Annotated in this window: 11 protein-coding genes; 6 read left to right on the forward strand and 5 right to left on the reverse strand. The window is 39.9% G+C overall.

Annotated features, from left to right (window positions below):
- Positions 1-206: 206 nt before the first annotated feature.
- A complete protein-coding gene (gene gppA / locus H5154_RS03920; RefSeq protein ID WP_145239897.1) occupies positions 207-1,700 on the reverse strand; it encodes a guanosine-5'-triphosphate,3'-diphosphate diphosphatase in 1,494 nt (497 codons plus the stop codon).
- 47 nt (positions 1,701-1,747) lie between these two features.
- Positions 1,748-3,025 carry an ATP-dependent RNA helicase RhlB gene (rhlB, locus tag H5154_RS03925; RefSeq protein WP_145239899.1) on the reverse strand — a complete coding sequence of 426 codons (1,278 nt, stop codon included), beginning with the start codon at positions 3,023-3,025 and terminating at the stop codon, positions 1,748-1,750.
- A gap of 90 nt (positions 3,026-3,115) precedes the next feature.
- On the opposite strand from rhlB, the gene trxA reads away from it, so the two are divergent.
- Together trxA and rho are read left to right on the forward strand one after the other, a co-directional pair.
- Positions 3,116-3,442 carry a thioredoxin TrxA gene (gene trxA, locus H5154_RS03930; protein WP_145239901.1) on the forward strand — a complete coding sequence of 109 codons (327 nt, stop codon included), beginning with the start codon at positions 3,116-3,118 and terminating at the stop codon, positions 3,440-3,442.
- Between the two features lie 181 nt (positions 3,443-3,623).
- Positions 3,624-4,883, forward strand: a complete 1,260-nt coding sequence (gene rho, locus H5154_RS03935) for a transcription termination factor Rho (protein ID WP_064666866.1) — start codon at positions 3,624-3,626, stop codon at positions 4,881-4,883.
- Between the two features lie 278 nt (positions 4,884-5,161).
- Here the strand turns inward: rho and H5154_RS03940 are convergent, their stop codons facing one another.
- Positions 5,162-7,978 (reverse strand): ATP-binding protein, encoded by a 2,817-nt coding sequence (locus H5154_RS03940; RefSeq protein ID WP_182717461.1) that lies wholly within the window; start codon positions 7,976-7,978, stop codon positions 5,162-5,164.
- A gap of 79 nt (positions 7,979-8,057) precedes the next feature.
- Here H5154_RS03940 and H5154_RS03945 point away from each other — a divergent pair, with 79 nt between their 5' ends.
- A complete protein-coding gene (locus H5154_RS03945; RefSeq protein ID WP_182717462.1) occupies positions 8,058-8,642 on the forward strand; it encodes a DNA-J related domain-containing protein in 585 nt (194 codons plus the stop codon).
- A gap of 7 nt (positions 8,643-8,649) precedes the next feature.
- Here the strand turns inward: H5154_RS03945 and dbpA are convergent, their stop codons facing one another.
- Positions 8,650-10,038, reverse strand: coding sequence for an ATP-dependent RNA helicase DbpA (dbpA, locus tag H5154_RS03950; protein ID WP_145239907.1), 1,389 nt, complete (start codon positions 10,036-10,038; stop codon positions 8,650-8,652).
- A 224-nt stretch (positions 10,039-10,262) separates the two neighbouring features.
- Here dbpA and H5154_RS03955 point away from each other — a divergent pair, with 224 nt between their 5' ends.
- Positions 10,263-11,666: a M20/M25/M40 family metallo-hydrolase gene (locus H5154_RS03955; protein ID WP_182717463.1), complete on the forward strand. Its 1,404-nt coding sequence runs from the start codon at positions 10,263-10,265 to the stop codon at positions 11,664-11,666.
- A gap of 93 nt (positions 11,667-11,759) precedes the next feature.
- Entirely contained in the window at positions 11,760-12,698 is a 939-nt protein-coding gene (locus H5154_RS03960) for a tetratricopeptide repeat protein (protein WP_182717464.1), read from the forward strand.
- Positions 12,699-12,791: 93 nt separating this feature from the next.
- Here the strand turns inward: H5154_RS03960 and H5154_RS03965 are convergent, their stop codons facing one another.
- Positions 12,792-14,738 (reverse strand): S9 family peptidase, encoded by a 1,947-nt coding sequence (locus tag H5154_RS03965; protein ID WP_259398449.1) that lies wholly within the window; start codon positions 14,736-14,738, stop codon positions 12,792-12,794.
- Positions 14,739-14,907: 169 nt separating this feature from the next.
- On the opposite strand from H5154_RS03965, the gene H5154_RS03970 reads away from it, so the two are divergent.
- Entirely contained in the window at positions 14,908-16,197 is a 1,290-nt protein-coding gene (locus H5154_RS03970) for a hypothetical protein (RefSeq protein ID WP_182717465.1), read from the forward strand.
- The last annotated feature ends 11 nt before the right edge of the window (positions 16,198-16,208 follow it).

Raw genomic sequence — 16,208 nt, forward strand, 5'->3', positions numbered from 1 at the left:
AAAACCTAAGTTTTATTTAACTCTCTGAGTTGTTCGTGCCTCGCTATGCGTTGGCGTTTCCCGTCTCAGTGGGGTCGCATTATAGGGAGATCCAAAAACAGATCAACACTTTTTTTCAATCTTTTTTGATTTAATTGACTGTTCGAACAAATTTAGTGCATAAAGGTGGTTTTTAATACAATAAAAGGGCTTTTACAGCCCTTTTGTTACTTAACAATAAACTTCCAACCAGCTTTTGCTTGCTGTTTAGACTCTTGTTGGAGCTCACTTGCCATTAGCGGGTGCGCTTTTAGCCAATCATTTTCAAATATTAGTGTTAGAGCGTCATTATTAACAGTTAATACTAATTTTGGTAATACATCATCTTGGCGACGCATTGATAAGATCACTGCGATCCTAAGCAACCGTGTTACATACTGAGTAAGCTGAGCATGGCAGCCTAAATACTCAAAAACATTCTTTTGCAGATCTGAACGATGTGCATTCGCTACAGCCGCAATAATTTTATGCTCCGATTGTGAAAAGCCTGGCATATCGGTGTTTTCTAAAATATAAGCGGTGTGCTTTTGATATTGCTTATACTCAATTAACAAACCAATCTCATGCAATTGCGCAATCGCTTTTAGTAAAGGCAGGCCACTATTGTTGAATAGTGGCCACTGCTCGCTGACTTGAGCTGCGAGGTGACTGGCGAGTTCTGCAACTCGGTTCGCTTGTTTTTGATCGACATGATAACGGCTCATCAGGCCATCAACAGTGCGCTTTCGAATATCATGATTATGAAACTCAGGGATCATGCTATAAAGCACACCTTCACGAAGTGCGCCTCCTGCTAATCCCATTTTATCAATTTCAAGCGCTTCGAATAAAGCAATTAAAATAGCGAGCCCTGACACAAAAACTAAACGTCTTTCTTCACTAAGCCCAGGTAAATCTAGCTCAGCGATGGTCTCATAGGCGATCGATTGCTTTTTAATTTTATTGAGTTTATCTAAACTCAGTGTTTCATCGAGTGATTGTGCCACCATAATTTCTTGGATAGCTTGTACAGTACCCGATGCACCTGATGCAATCTCCCAACCCGCCACTTTATAACTTGGCGCTATATCATCAATAACTACTCGTGCGGCTTTAATAGCAGCATTGAAATTAGCGTCATTGAGTTTACAGTCTTTAAAGTAACGTTCTAGGTAGGTAACACAGCCCATGTTTAGGCTTTTATAATGTAGTGCGTCGAATCCCTTACCTATAACTACCTCAGTACTGGCACCGCCAATATCTATTACTAGTTGGCGACCACTACATGAAGATGTATGCGCAACGCCTTTATAAATAGTGCGCGCTTCTAGCTCACCACTAATGACATTAATTTTATGCGCAAGGATTTGCTCGGCTTTGATTTTAAATTCATCAGCATTCGTTGCTAAGCGCAAAGTAGCGGTGGCAACAATAGTAATGTTGTTTTTAGGGATATCTTGAAGACGCTCTGCAAATAGTGCGAGACATTCCCAGCCTCGTTGCATTGCTTCTGTGCTCAGTAAATTATCATCATTTAGCCCAGCGGCTAATCTGACTTTGCGTTTAACTCGGCCTATTGTTTGTAAGCCGCCAGCAATTGACTTAGCGATCAACATGTGAAAACTGTTAGATCCTAAATCAATTACTGCATAAACATTTTTTTGCGGTTTAAGTTGCCCCACCGTTCAAAAACCTCTAGTTACTACTACGACTATAACGACGGTCGCAATTACGACCGTGCTTTTTGGTAACTATTGTTTGGTCTACGTCCGCTGTTGTTACTACGACTACGTGGGCCTGTTGAATAATTACGCTTTCTTTGAATAGTAGGCTTAGTTAAATCATCAAGCAATGCACTTTTATCATAATGTGATAAAGGAATGCTGTGCTCTATGTATTCTTCAATTTCATGAAGATTATATGCGTACTGCTCACATGCAAAACTAATTGCCTTACCTGATGCCCCAGCGCGTGCTGTACGGCCAATACGATGAACATAATCTTCACAATCATCTGGTAAGTCGAAGTTAAATACATGACTCACTTCAGGGATATGTAAGCCACGAGCAGCAACATCTGTTGCCACAAGGAAGTCTAAATCACCTTTAGAGAATTGCGCTAAAATTGATTGGCGTTTTTTCTGATTTACGTCACCAGTGAGCATTCCCACCCGGTGTCCATCAGACTTTAACCATGCATAAACCGTTTCACAGCTATGTTTAGTATTTGCAAACACAATGGCTTTCTCAGGCCATTCTTCTTCAATCAAAGTTAATAACAGCTTAACTTTATCTTCTTGAGAAGGATGAAATAACTCTTCAACAATGCGCTTGCCAGTTTTCACATCAGGTTCAATTTGTACATGCTCTGGGTTTGTCATGTGCTCAAACGCCAGTTCTTGAACGCGATACGATAACGTTGCTGAAAATAATAAATTAAGGCGTTGTGATGTATCCGGCATACGGCGGAACATATAGCGAATGTCTTTTATGAAGCCCAAATCAAACATACGATCGGCTTCATCAAGTACCACTACTTCGATTTCATTGAGGGTGTAACACCCTTGTTTATATAAATCGATTAAGCGCCCTGTGGTGCCAATTAAAATATCAACGCCTTTTTCTAATTGTGCACGTTGTTTTTCGTAATCTTCGCCACCATATACTAAACCTAAGTTAAGATTACAGTGTGGCGCTAAAATTTTTGCATCTTTGTGGATCTGAATCGCAAGCTCCCGAGTAGGGGCCATGATCAGGGCTCTTGGATGTTTACTAGGTGCTTTGCTAGATTGTAATAACCGATGGCAGGTGGCAGTTAAAAACGCCAACGTTTTGCCTGTACCTGTTTGTGCTTGACCCGCAATGTCGCGGCCATCACAAATAAAAGGTAGGCATTTAGCTTGTATGGGTGTGCAATATTCAAACCCACTTTCGGTTAACCCGGCAACCACTTCCGGTGCAATAGCAAAGTCTGAAAACTTTTTATCGGTCAAATGTGTCTTAGTCATAGCGTTTAAGCATAACGTTTAAACTTGCAATAAGAAACAAGAGTGTTTAAATACGCATTAAATAATTCGCCTAACTTATCGGAGAGCGCAATGAGCGAGAAAATTATTCAATTAACTGACGATGGCTTTGAAGCTGACGTTTTACAATCAGACAAGCCTGTATTAGTTGATTTTTGGGCAGAATGGTGTGGACCGTGTAAAATGATCGCGCCAATTCTTAATGAAGTGGCAGAAGAGTTTGATGGCCGTGTTGTAATCGGTAAATTAAACATCGACCAAAATGCTGGCACACCACCTAAATTTGGTATTCGTGGTATCCCTACGTTACTTCTTTTCAAAGAAGGCCAAGTTGCGGCAACTAAAGTGGGTGCACTTTCTAAAACTCAACTTGTTGAGTTTTTAGAAAACAACATCTAAAAATATGCCTAAAAAAAGGGCAACTGCCCTTTTTTTTAATTTTTTTTGTATAAAGACTGGACGCCTAGCGAATGACCTGCTAGTTTATAAAGCCAACTAATCCTTAGTTTACCAACAAACCTCTCTCACTAATCAATATCGATTATATGAGCATGATAACTGTAATAAAGAACCCACCAATATGCATTTACGCGAATTAAAAGACAAGTCGATCAAAGAACTTGTAGACTTAGCTGAGTCCATGGGGCTCGAAAACGTAGCCCGCTTAAGAAAGCAAGATATTATCTTTGCTATCCTTAAAGCCCACGCCAAAAGTGGAGAGAACATTTTTGGCGGTGGTGTATTAGAAATCTTACAGGATGGTTTTGGTTTCTTAAGATCATCAGAAGCCTCTTACCTTGCTGGTCCTGATGACATTTATATATCACCTAGCCAAATTCGTCGTTTTAGTATGCGTACTGGTGATTCTATAATGGGTCTCATACGTCCACCTAAAGACGGTGAACGTTACTTTGCATTACTAAAAGTAAACGAAGTAAATTTTGATAAACCTGAAAACTCTCGCACGAAAATTCTTTTTGAAAACCTTACCCCGCTACATGCAAACGAACGTTTACGTATGGAACGCGGTAATGGTAGCACCGAAGATATCACTGCTCGAGTACTTGATTTAGCCTCACCAATTGGCCGTGGTCAACGTGGTTTATTAGTAGCACCGCCTAAAGCGGGTAAAACAATGCTACTACAAAATATTGCGCAATCGATTACCCATAACCACCCAGATGCGACATTGATGGTACTACTTATCGATGAGCGTCCAGAAGAAGTTACTGAGATGCAACGCCTAGTAAAAGGTGAAGTTATTGCATCAACGTTTGATGAACCAGCAAGCCGTCACGTACAAGTTGCTGAAATGGTAATTGAAAAAGCAAAACGTTTAGTTGAGCACAAAAAAGATGTAATCATCTTACTGGATTCAATCACACGTTTAGCACGTGCTTATAACACGGTAATTCCTTCATCAGGTAAAGTACTTACTGGTGGTGTTGATGCTAACGCCCTGCATAAACCAAAGCGTTTCTTTGGTGCTGCGCGTAACGTTGAAGAAGGCGGTAGTTTAACTATTATCGCAACTGCGCTTATCGATACCGGCTCTAAGATGGATGAAGTTATCTACGAAGAGTTTAAAGGTACTGGTAATATGGAATTACACTTAAATCGTAAGATTGCTGAAAAGCGTGTATTCCCTGCAATCGACTTTAACCGCTCAGGTACCCGTCGCGAAGAGCTACTGACTAAACCTGATGAACTACAAAAAATGTGGATTTTACGCAAAATAGTTCATGAAATGTCTGAAATTGATGCCATGGAGTTTTTAATTGATAAACTCTCTATGAGCAAAACCAATGATGAATTTTTTGATTCGATGAAGCGTCAATAATTCTCTTTACTAGATTCTAAAATGCCTGTTAATACAGGCATTTTTTTTGCCTATCCCTAAATCTCACTCCTATTATAAATTTGTTTTATTAATCTCTTTGCTCTGTTCCCTATAGACGAAAATCATCAGACTGCGCAGTATTGAGTAAATATTAAAACTGCGATTATTTAAATCTAGCACACAGTAATGCCACTCAATAAAACGCTCAACTCGCTTTATTGGTTAGTAGTAACTTATAGCCTTGATGTAACGACCCATTAAGCTTATATATCGCTCTTTTAAGTCAGCTGTTGTGATAGCTGCTTAATCAAATCATCTACTAATTCTTTTATGTCGGCATCACTGCTGGGGTTATGTTTTTGTGATAAGAGTGATTTATCTAAGCACATCGCTGCATTAGCTACATCAGTTAATGAAAATATCTGTGCGGCACCAAGGATACGATGGCTATCTTGCTGTAATGCAATATAGTCCTTTGCTGCAAGGTGCTGTGTAAGTGATGCTATTTCATCATCAAAGCTGGCAATAAAACTCGTCACTAAATCGCTAATATCAGGATTAGCTAAAGGTAGCGTGCTGGTGCTATTTAAATGCGCTGCGAGTGCCTGATAAAACGCTTCTTTTTCTATTGGCTTACTTAAATAGCCAGTAAATCCCATCGCTAAGTAATTATCTATTTCATGACTCATTGCATTAGCTGTTAACGCAAAAATAGGTTTATTAAAACCACACTTATTTAACAGTTCAAATGCACTAAGGCCATCCATTACCGGCATTTGTATATCTAATAAAACAACATCTGGAAATTCACTGAGGCACTGTTCAACTGCTTGCTCACCATTACTTACTGAGATCACTTCAAGGCCAATCGACTTTAAAAAGCGCGTTATTAGTCTACGATTGTCGGGATGATCTTCTGCTAATAATACTCGCCCAACTAGACCTTTAGTTGCAGCTGGTTTTGAGTTGTCGGTAGCAAGAAGGGTTGGCGCATACTCTTTACATGGCACATTAAAAATAAACTCACTGCCATTACCATGCTCACTTTCAACACTAATATAACCCCCCATCATAATTGCTAATTGCTGGGAAAGACTCAAACCAAGTCCTGAACCACCGAACCTGCGAGTGATGGTATTATCGCCTTGTTGAAAACATTCAAAAATGTTTTTTATTTGCTCTGTATTCATACCAATCCCCGTATCAATCACTTTAAAGCATACGCCTTGTTCGGTGTGATTAATATCCAGAGTAACACTGCCATGCTCGGTAAATTTGATCGCATTAGTCAGTAGGTTTATTAGTATTTGCTTGACGCGGATCATATCTAACTTAGTCCAATAACTCGAGCCTAAGTGATTTTCTAATAGCAGCGTTAAGCCTTTGCTTTTAGCCTGCATACTTGACATAGCATAAACATCATTTACAAGCTCCACGAGGTCAAACTCGCTAACATGTAAATCTAAACGGTTTGCTTCTATCTTACTAATATCGAGCACATCATTAATCAAATCTTTTAAATGATCGCTATGTTTTTTAATAACTAACAATTCTGTTTGTAATTGCTGGGGCTGATATAAACCATGCAATAAGTCGTCTGTTTGCCCTAAAATAGCGGTAAGTGGTGTGCGTATTTCATGGCTGATATTAGCCAAAAACTGGCTCTTAACTTGATTCGCGGCACGTAGCTCTTGTGCCACATATTGTAATTCTTGAGTACGTTGCTCAACTTTTTGCTCTAATTGGGTTTTGGCCTTTTTTTCGATTGCACGGCGATATAATACAACTGCACAGATCAATACCAACATCAGCACAATAGACAGTAAAATAGTTAACTGTGAGCGTTTTTCAATCTTTAATTCTTGTAGGCTACGCTCTTGTTTAAGCTGTTTAATTTCTTGGTTTAACTGGTTCGACTGAAACTGAGACTGAAATACATTTAACGCTTTCATAACCTCTTCACTGGTTATGCTACGTTGATAATCGACAAACTGTTGGTGCAGATGAATAGCCCGCTTATAGTCACCGGCACCAGCACTTAACAACGCCTCGATACCTAAGCCGTCTTTAATGCGCAATTCATCTTTATATTCTTTGGCTAGTGATATTGATTGTTGTAAATTTTGCTCCGCAATATCAATATCCCCCATCACTAATTGCACTTTAGCTAAAACATGTAAAGAAGCTAACCGTAAGGATTGATTATCTATCTGCAGGGCGTATTTTTGAGCTGCTTGTGCGTGATACAAAGCTGCATCCAACTCATCTATTTTTAAATTTATGTTAGCTAAGTTGGTATGCTGTACGGATAATTGATAGGCGTCATTAACACTTTGATAATAGCGTAAAGCGAGCTGGTAATAGTGCAACGCTAATTGATTTTGACCCGACTCAGTATAAGCAACCCCCATGTTGCCATAGGCACGAGCAATCCCCTCTTCATCACCCAATTGCTGAAATACATCGAGCACTTCACGATAAATTTCAAGTGCCGAATCATAGCTAGATAAACGAATATAGATGCCCGCAATATTATGAAGAATATCAGCTTTGTCTTGCGCGCTACCATCTATTTCATAAAGTGCTTTTGCCTGCTGGTAATGCTCTAAAGCAAGCTCCATGTTGTGCATATTAAAATATGCAAGGCCAATATTACTTAGCAAGTTGGCTTGTTTTAATGGACTCTTTAAACGTACCGCTAAGTTTAACGCACGGCTGTAATCAATAATGGCTTGTTGTAATAAACCTTGAAAATATTGCACCACGCCCTGCATTTTTATTGCTCGAAAATGTAACTCAGGCAGGTTTTCAAATGTACTATGCTGCTCAAGCAACTGATAATAATGCAATGCTTGGGGATAATTACTCAACTCAAACGCATGCTCTGCTAAACCAGAATAAATAGCAACTTGTTGCTGATTTGATAATTGTGTAGACAGTAACTGGGTTGCTAACAGCTGCTTTTCAGGCCATTCATCCGTAACTTTAAATTGTTCAAAAAGTGCTACTTGTTGTTGAGCATTACCTGATTGAGAAAAAACGCCAAGCACACTAATCGAGCAAATAAATAATAGGCGCTTAAACTGACCCAGCATAATTTTTTCCTTGGAATTTTGTTAGCAGTAGAAGCTATGATAGTTTAGTCAAGATACACCAATAACTAGACTGTAAACAATGCTTAACCCACTGATTGATGAGATTTTCGAGTTAATTTTAACGAAGCACATTTGGAAGGTTCACACTTTAGCATTGGAATTATCTGAGCGTGGTGTAATTAATGACTTAGATACAGATCCATACCGTGATCTGTTTAAGCGTAACTTTTTAATTATGAATGCACTTTATCAACTGCAGCAACAACTGTTGCCAAATCAATATTTATTGGTAGCCAGTTTACATATAGAGCTCACAGATAATCCAGATAAGATAACCATTGCAGCGCATGACTCATTACAAGCGTACTATCTAGATTGGCAAAATTACGATGCCTCGATAACAGAAGTTAAATCACTGTTAGATAACTTTTGGCGTACTTTTCGTGCATCACCAACAATAAATACGCTTGATCAACAACAACGCCAGACATTATTAAAGCACTGGGAATTACCTGACGATTTTTCTATGCAGGCATTGCAAAAGCGCTGGCGGCAGTTGGCAACACAATATCATCCAGATAAACAACATGGTAATGCAGAGCAGTTTAAACAGTTAAAAAATGAATATGAGCAGCTTAGGGCAAGCTGCTCAAAAGCATCATAAGCAATAATTAACGAGTTAAACGACGGGCACGAATTTTACGGCCTTTAATATTACCTTCCGTTAATTTTCGTAGCGCGGGCTTTGAGCTATTACGTTCGACAGCCACAAAAGCCACATTATCAAGCACATTAATTTTACCGACTTGACGTCCGGCAACACCATCTTTACCGGTTAATGCACCTAAAATATCACCTGCGCGTACCTTTTGCTTTTTACCTGAATCGATCATTAGTGTCACCATTTGTGGTTTGTATGGTGGCTTTTCAAGTAGGCTAAACGGCGGTAATTGTTCTGGTAAAAAATCACATTCATAATGGTCACCAATTTGTGCCACTTTGAATTGTTCCGCATCGCCATAAATAGAGCATGCAATGCCTTTTTTACCAGCACGACCAGTACGACCAATACGGTGTACATGGGTTTGTGGGTCATGGGCAAGGTGGTAGTTAATCACCATATCCATATCATCGATGTCTAAACCACGAGCGGCTACATCAGTGGCCACTAAAATCGAGGCGCTTTTATTAGCAAAGTGGATCAAGGTGCGCTCACGATCTCGCTGCTCTAAATCACCATGCAATGACACGGCACTGAAGCCTTCATCAGCTAAATCATCACACACCTGTTGAGTTTCGACCTTGGTATTACAAAACACCACACAACTTTCTGGTTGAAACTTCAGCAGCAACAATTTTAATGTATTAAAACGTTGTTTGTTATTATCCATTTTATAAAAGTACTGTTTAATAGTACTTTTTTCTTGCTCTTCTTCAACCTTCACCATAACAGGGTTGCTTAATACACGCTTGGCAATCGCTTCTATTGCGCGCGGAAAAGTGGCGCTAAATAATAAAGTTTGACGCTGTTTTGGAATACGCTCAATAATTGCATCCAAAGTGTCTTGAAAGCCCATATCAAGCATTTGATCGGCTTCATCAAGTACTAGCGTGTCTACATCATCTAAACGTAGCGTACCTTTGCGAATATGATCATCTACACGCCCAGGTGTGCCAACAATAATATGTGCACCATGCTCTAGTGAACCAATTTGTGGACCAATCGACACGCCACCACATAGAGTTAATATTTTTATATTGTGAATACCACGCGCTAATTTACGCATTTCCACAGCTACTTGCTCAGCCAACTCACGGGTTGGACAAAGCACTAAAGACTGTATACGAAAACGCTTAACATTAAGCTTGGCCAACACACCTAAACTAAATGCGGCAGTTTTACCTGAGCCAGTTTTAGCTTGTGCAATGATGTCTTTACCTTCAAGCACTGGCGGCAGGCTTTGCGCCTGTACAGCGGTCATTTGGGTGTAACCTAAAGTCGATAAGTTATCGACCAAACCTGATGGTAAAGCGAGTGATGAAAAAGCTGTAGCGGTCAAAGTAATTTCCAGTGCAATAATTAAACATGAAAAGCCGCTGCAGATGCCCGACTTAGTTATGCTGCATAATAGCAGAATATACAAATTGCTACCATTAAGCTGACCATATTCTCAATAAACATTCACCATAACATCACCACCGATAGGCATTTATCTCATCTACTTTTGTTGCTCAGTATTAAATGCTTTAATAACCCTCACTTGAAAATATAACCAGGTCAATAATGAAAAAAATCATCACCGGATTACTGCTAGCCGGCAGCTTTTTAGCCAATGCCGCCGAGCCTGAATTTACCGCAAAGCAACTTCAGCAAGTCACCGAACTAAGAACTAATGCCAGTAACAGCGAGTTAAGCTATCAATTGCTTGAATCGCTTACTACTGAAATAGGACCTCGCTTACCTGGTACAGAAAATGATAAAAAAGCCGTTGCGTGGGCCCAAGCTAAATTTAAAGAGCTTGGTTTTGATAAAGTATGGCTAGAAGAGGCAACCTTCCCTGAGTGGCGTCGTTTTAGTGAAAGTGGCAAAATTTTAACGCCAAGCGAGCAACCTTTGCACCTAACAGCATTAGGCCACAGCGTTAGCACACCAAAAGATGGCATTACCGCTGAAGTTGTATTATTTGAAACGCTTGATGAACTTATCGCAGCACCAGCAAACAGCTTAAAAGGTAAAATAGCTTATATAAATTACCATATGAACCGCCATATTGATGGCAATGGTTATGGTCCTGCTGTTCGTGCTCGCTCAACAGGTTCAGTTGAGGCTGCAAAAAAAGGCGCGATTGGTTATATGATGCGTTCTGTTAGCACCGCACATCACCGCTTTGCTCATACCGGTGGCAGTCACTATCAAGAAGGTGTTACGAAAATCCCTAATGTGACCATTGCTAATCCTGATGCAGATCAGCTAGCTCGCTTAGTTGCACTAGGTAAAAATGTTACCGTAAATATCAATGTGCAAACTGAAGATCGCGGCCAAGGTACTGGCTATAACGTGATTGGTCAGTTCAATGGCACACAAAACCCTGAACAATACGTACTGATTGGCGGTCATTTAGATTCTTGGGATTTAGGCACTGGCGCACTTGATGATGGTGCAGGCGTTGCGTTAACCATGGCTGCTGCCAAACATATTAGTGAAATAAAACGCCCTAAACGCAGCATTCGTGTAGTGTTATTTGCCGCCGAAGAGCTAGGATTATGGGGCGCTAAAGCTTATTTTAAAAAGCATGCAAATGAACTTGATAAAATTGTTGCCGCCGCTGAATCTGACTTTGGTGCTGATGTAGTGTATGGCTTTGAATCGAATGTATCTGCAGCCTCGTTGCCAGTAGTGCGTGCAATAGCCAAGCAACTTGCGCCGTTAAATGTTGAATACATAGGTAAAAATAGCGCTAATGGTGGGCCTGATTTAATTCCATTTAAAAATGCCACCAGCGCGCCAATTTTTGAGCTGCACCAAGACGGTACTGATTACTTTGACTACCATCACACTGCTGATGATACGCTTGATAAGATCGATCCGGCTAAACTTAAGCAAAATACCGCAGCATATGCTGTATTTGCGTTAATGGCAGCTGATGCTAAAACTACAATTAAAGCAAAGCCTGTAGCAAGCAAATAAGCTAACCAAACATACTTTCTTACAGTTTTCTGCTTTGCATCTAACCTTCCTTGTTTTAATTTAACGTAAAACAAGGAAGGGAAAAAAGGTCATATGCTACTATTCAATACCAGCGATTCATTGTCGTTTTTCAGCCAAATAAAAACCTGCCCACACTGTCATCATGATGACTATCGACTACAAAACCACAGCCGCTTTTTGCGTTTTTCAATTGTCCCTATGCTGCCATTAGCATGGCATTATCAATACCAGTGTAGCCATTGCCAGCACAATGTACAGCTTTCAATTATGCAACTGCCATGGTTAGAAAAGCTTTCTTTGATCAAATATTTTATAGGCTCGATATTACTTATCTGGTTATCTATTTACTTTTATACACAACATCTTGATGAGCTAAAAGCCAAACAAGCAATACTCAGCCAGCCACAAGCATTCGATACTTACTTGGTACATGCTGATAAGTTTTCTAACGAACCATTGCGCCCTGAAAACCTAAAAGTAGCCCAAGTACTCGAGTTTGATGACCAAAATATCACCTTTCAAATCAGCAATTATCGCTATAAACGCGACAGCGGCATTACTATGGCTATGCGTACCAGCTTATTGGTACAAAAAGATTATTTTTCATCAAAAACAATTACTTTACCGCGCAGCGAAGTACAGCGTTTATATGATGAAGGTGCTATTTATGATGTACTGCGCCCTTACGCATATAGCTTATATGGTGGTTTTGTGATGTTCCCACCACGCCCTAAACCGCTATATGAAGGGGTGAAGCTTAATAAAAATAATCAGCAAGGCATCATCTATTACAAAGATGGGTTATTTCCTGAAGCGTTCGAAAGCTTTTTACTCGCCAGCAAAGAAGGCTCACAATGGGGTCAGCTTAATACTGCGCAAATGTATCGTGATGGTGAAGGGGTAGAAAAAGATATCAGCCAAGCTATTTATTGGTATCAACAAGCTGCAGGGCAAAATAACCACAAAGCCAAATTACAACTCAAAGAGCTGTGCCTTGAGTATTCCTGTTAATATAGCCAAACTACCTACAACAAGTGGATATAAATATGGCAAGCTTTTAGCTTGCCATTTAACACGTAAATACGACTGTTACATTGTTAAGTGTTAGTCTAAAAAGGTCAGCACTTGTTGATAATAACGAGTGCGATGTTCTTGCTTATAAAAACCATGCCCTTCATCTTTAAGCAGTTCATATATATAAGGATGTTTAGCTTTTTTAAGAGCCGCAATCAGTGATTCGGCTTGCTCAATCGGTGCACGCTGATCTTCACCACCATGCACTATCAGCACTGGAGCCTTTAACTTATCAATATTATAGCTAGGTGAAAAAGCCTTTAGTTGCGCTTCATCTGTACCCAATACATTCTGTAAATAACGTTGGCCACTATCGCGCTCCGCAACATCCCCTTCTTTAAACATTAAGGGCAAATCATAAACGCCAACAACGCCAATCGCACACTTAAACATATCAGGTTCTAAAATCGCACTTTGTAACGCTGAGTATCCACCAAAGCTCGCGCCCATAATGCAGATATTGTTTTTATTAACTGTACCCTGCTCAACTAAATACTTCACACCATCTATAATATCAAATTGAATTTCAGCTCCCCATTTTCGATGCCCAGCATGCTCAAAGTTACGGCCAAAACCACCTGAACCTCTAAAATTAACTTTTAGTACGGCCATACCACGGCTTGCAAGCAACTGTGCATCAAGGTCGAATCCCCACCAATCGCGCGGGCCATGTGGACCACCATGTGGCATAACCACTAAAGGTAAGTTTTTTTCTATGGTATTATTCGGTACTGTTAAGTAGCCATAAATAGTTAAACCATCTCGACTGGTATAACTTACAGGCTTGGTCTGCGCCATTTGTTCTGCATCAATCCAACGACGGGATGCAAACAAAAATCGTAAGTTATTACTTTTGGCATCGAATAAATAATATTGTCCAGGGTTACGATCATTAGAGGCATAAATAATATTAGTGTCGCCATCTTCAGTACTGCTAACGAGTTGCACTTGTTCACCAGGTAAAGCGGAGATTAATGATTTTAAACGCATGCTTTTATCTGATTGCCCATCGACAAAAGCATAAGTTGGATAACCTAGTTCGGTTTCAATCGCAAATAGCTCTTTTGATGCTTCATCGACCCATATTTGCTTTGGTGAGACTTTCTCTTCTTTATGAATTAAATCAACTGCTCTGGTTTTTAGATTCAATTTATATAAGCCTTGAGCTTCACCACTTATTGATGCTGTGATATAGACAGCATCACCACTACTATCAAAAGCGTGCAACTCCACATCACTGTAAGTCAAATCACCTAAATCAAGTGCTTGCCAATCTCCACCTGACTTTTCACGGGTATGTATTGTAGACTTAATATAATCATCACTGGAAACAGCCACTCTGACATTTCCTTCATGGTCGGTCAAAAAGTTGGCCATACGTGACGGGGAGCGCGTAACTTTACGACGCTTCCCTGAAAAAATATCAACCTCATAAACAACCGTGTGCGGTTCACTACTTGATGTCCACGGGTAAGTCACTATAAGCATTTTATCTTCATCGTGGATTAAAGGATCCAGCAAATAAGAGGTGCCATAAAGTGGTGTGGCTTTTTTGATATGAGAGCCAGTTTGCATTTCGCCAAGATAGCCAACTAAGTACTTAGCTTTTGAGCCATCAGCATTCACGCCATATAATTCACCATAATATTCAGGGTGATCTTGCCAGCCGTGTACGTATTCTTTTGCAACTACAACCCGATCATCACTTACCCAATGATAAGCACCAACTTGGGCATTGCTCTCAAAATTAATAGCGTGGTGAATTGTAAATTTTTTAGCATCTAAAATAACCAGCACTTTTTTACCTTCAGGTTGCATAATTACTGCAAGGTAGCTCCCATTAGGAGAGATTTTAACTTGGCTATATTCACTGCTGCGGCTGAAGTCATCGACTGCTGGAGCTGATTGATTTGCATCACTCATGAAGCTGACAACACACAAAGTAATAACAACAATCAACTGCATCATTTTGCTCATACAACATTCTTTTAAATTTATATTTTTATAATTGCTACAATTGTACCCAATAAGGTTTTAAATAGATATCCATCCAAATACGTAAGTAAAGAACGAAGAGTACTTATTTACTTTGTTAAGGTTACATTATAACATTACCGATATATTATAACAAAACACCGGACTGTTTATGATTTTACCTAACTTTAAAACTTGCTTAATTGCCTCTATGGTTGCTGTACTGTGTGCCTGTAACAGTGAAATTGATGATCTTGTAGATAAAAATGCTGAGCAGAAAGATGACCATGACCACACTGAAATCACTGCAAAAGGGCGATTAGCGATTAGCCATGCTGATATTGCTAACGTATCTGTTTTTAACGCTGACAACAACTCGTTGCTGGAGACCTTTAATACCAGCAACGTAATAAGTGGTCTATATGCCAGTCCTAATTTCCGTTATGCAGTATTGATCCAGCGAGCAGAAAATTATGTTGAGTTCATTGACGGTGGATTATTTACAGAAGATCATGGTGATCACCAACATAGTTATGAACAGCAACCCGAGCTGCATGATTTAATCTTTAACGATAGTAAACCAACCCACTTTGATGTTAGTGGACAGCAAGCTGCACTGTTTTTTGATGGCGATCTTGATGCAGGGATCCCTGCAAGCTTTGTGTTATTAAGTGATGAATCACTTGCTGCTGGGAAAACGTTAGCAGCACATAGCTTTAACAATGCCATGCATGGTACAGCGCAAATTCGCGGTGAATCGGTAATCACAACTTATCGCAGCGAAGATATAACTAGCGTGCTGCCAAATTATGTTGAACAACTGCATATTCATGGTGATCACTTTCATCAAGAACAGCGGTTTGCAGTGGATTGCCCTGCACTACATGGCAGTGCGCAAAATCACCAGCATATCGCTTTTGGCTGTAGCGATGGTGTATTAGTTATAACTGAAAAAGATAATGTGTTTAACGCAGCCAAAGTAGCTAATCTCAACAACTTTGCTGAAGGTACGCGTATTGGCACAATTAAAGCGAGTGAACACAGCGAACTATTTTTAGGTATTGCACAAAGTAAGCTTTTTTACACCATCGACCCAGCATCAGCTGAAATGACACAGCTTGCATGGCAACAAAATACTGAAAATACCGTATTAGCAAGTGCACTGGATAGGATTACCGGCGAGTTTTATGTACTTGAAAGTGATGGTTTCTTGTCAGTGCTACATGCTGAAGATGATTGGCAAGTCAGCGCACGCTTTAAAGTACTCGAAAACCCAGCTGGTAACTATGCACTCGCGGCCTCAGCGGCCGACGATACTTTATATATCAGTGATGCAAACAACCAAACAGTATTAAGTATCGACACCCATGAGCAAACGACTAAAACTACTCTTAACCTTGATTTTATCCCTAATCAAATTACCTGGTTAGGTATAGCTGCTGAATCAAAACATGAACACTAATTAATTCAAGC

This window comes from Pseudoalteromonas sp. SR44-5 (assembly GCF_014163675.1).
GTDB classification, from domain to species: Bacteria; Pseudomonadota; Gammaproteobacteria; order Enterobacterales; family Alteromonadaceae; genus Pseudoalteromonas; species Pseudoalteromonas rhizosphaerae.

Bases quoted from the DNA above. Each gene is read 5' to 3' on its own strand.
- H5154_RS03960 (WP_182717464.1), top strand. From the start codon at position 11,760: ATGCTACTATTCAATACCAGCGATTCATTGTCGTTTTTCAGCCAAATA.
- rhlB (WP_145239899.1), bottom strand. From the start codon at position 3,025: ATGACTAAGACACATTTGACCGATAAAAAGTTTTCAGACTTTGCTATT.
- H5154_RS03965 (WP_259398449.1), bottom strand. From the start codon at position 14,738: ATGAGCAAAATGATGCAGTTGATTGTTGTTATTACTTTGTGTGTTGTC.
- trxA (WP_145239901.1), top strand. From the start codon at position 3,116: ATGAGCGAGAAAATTATTCAATTAACTGACGATGGCTTTGAAGCTGAC.
- H5154_RS03970 (WP_182717465.1), top strand. From the start codon at position 14,908: ATGATTTTACCTAACTTTAAAACTTGCTTAATTGCCTCTATGGTTGCT.
- H5154_RS03955 (WP_182717463.1), top strand. From the start codon at position 10,263: ATGAAAAAAATCATCACCGGATTACTGCTAGCCGGCAGCTTTTTAGCC.
- rho (WP_064666866.1), top strand. From the start codon at position 3,624: ATGCATTTACGCGAATTAAAAGACAAGTCGATCAAAGAACTTGTAGAC.
- H5154_RS03940 (WP_182717461.1), bottom strand. From the start codon at position 7,978: ATGCTGGGTCAGTTTAAGCGCCTATTATTTATTTGCTCGATTAGTGTG.
- H5154_RS03945 (WP_182717462.1), top strand. From the start codon at position 8,058: ATGCTTAACCCACTGATTGATGAGATTTTCGAGTTAATTTTAACGAAG.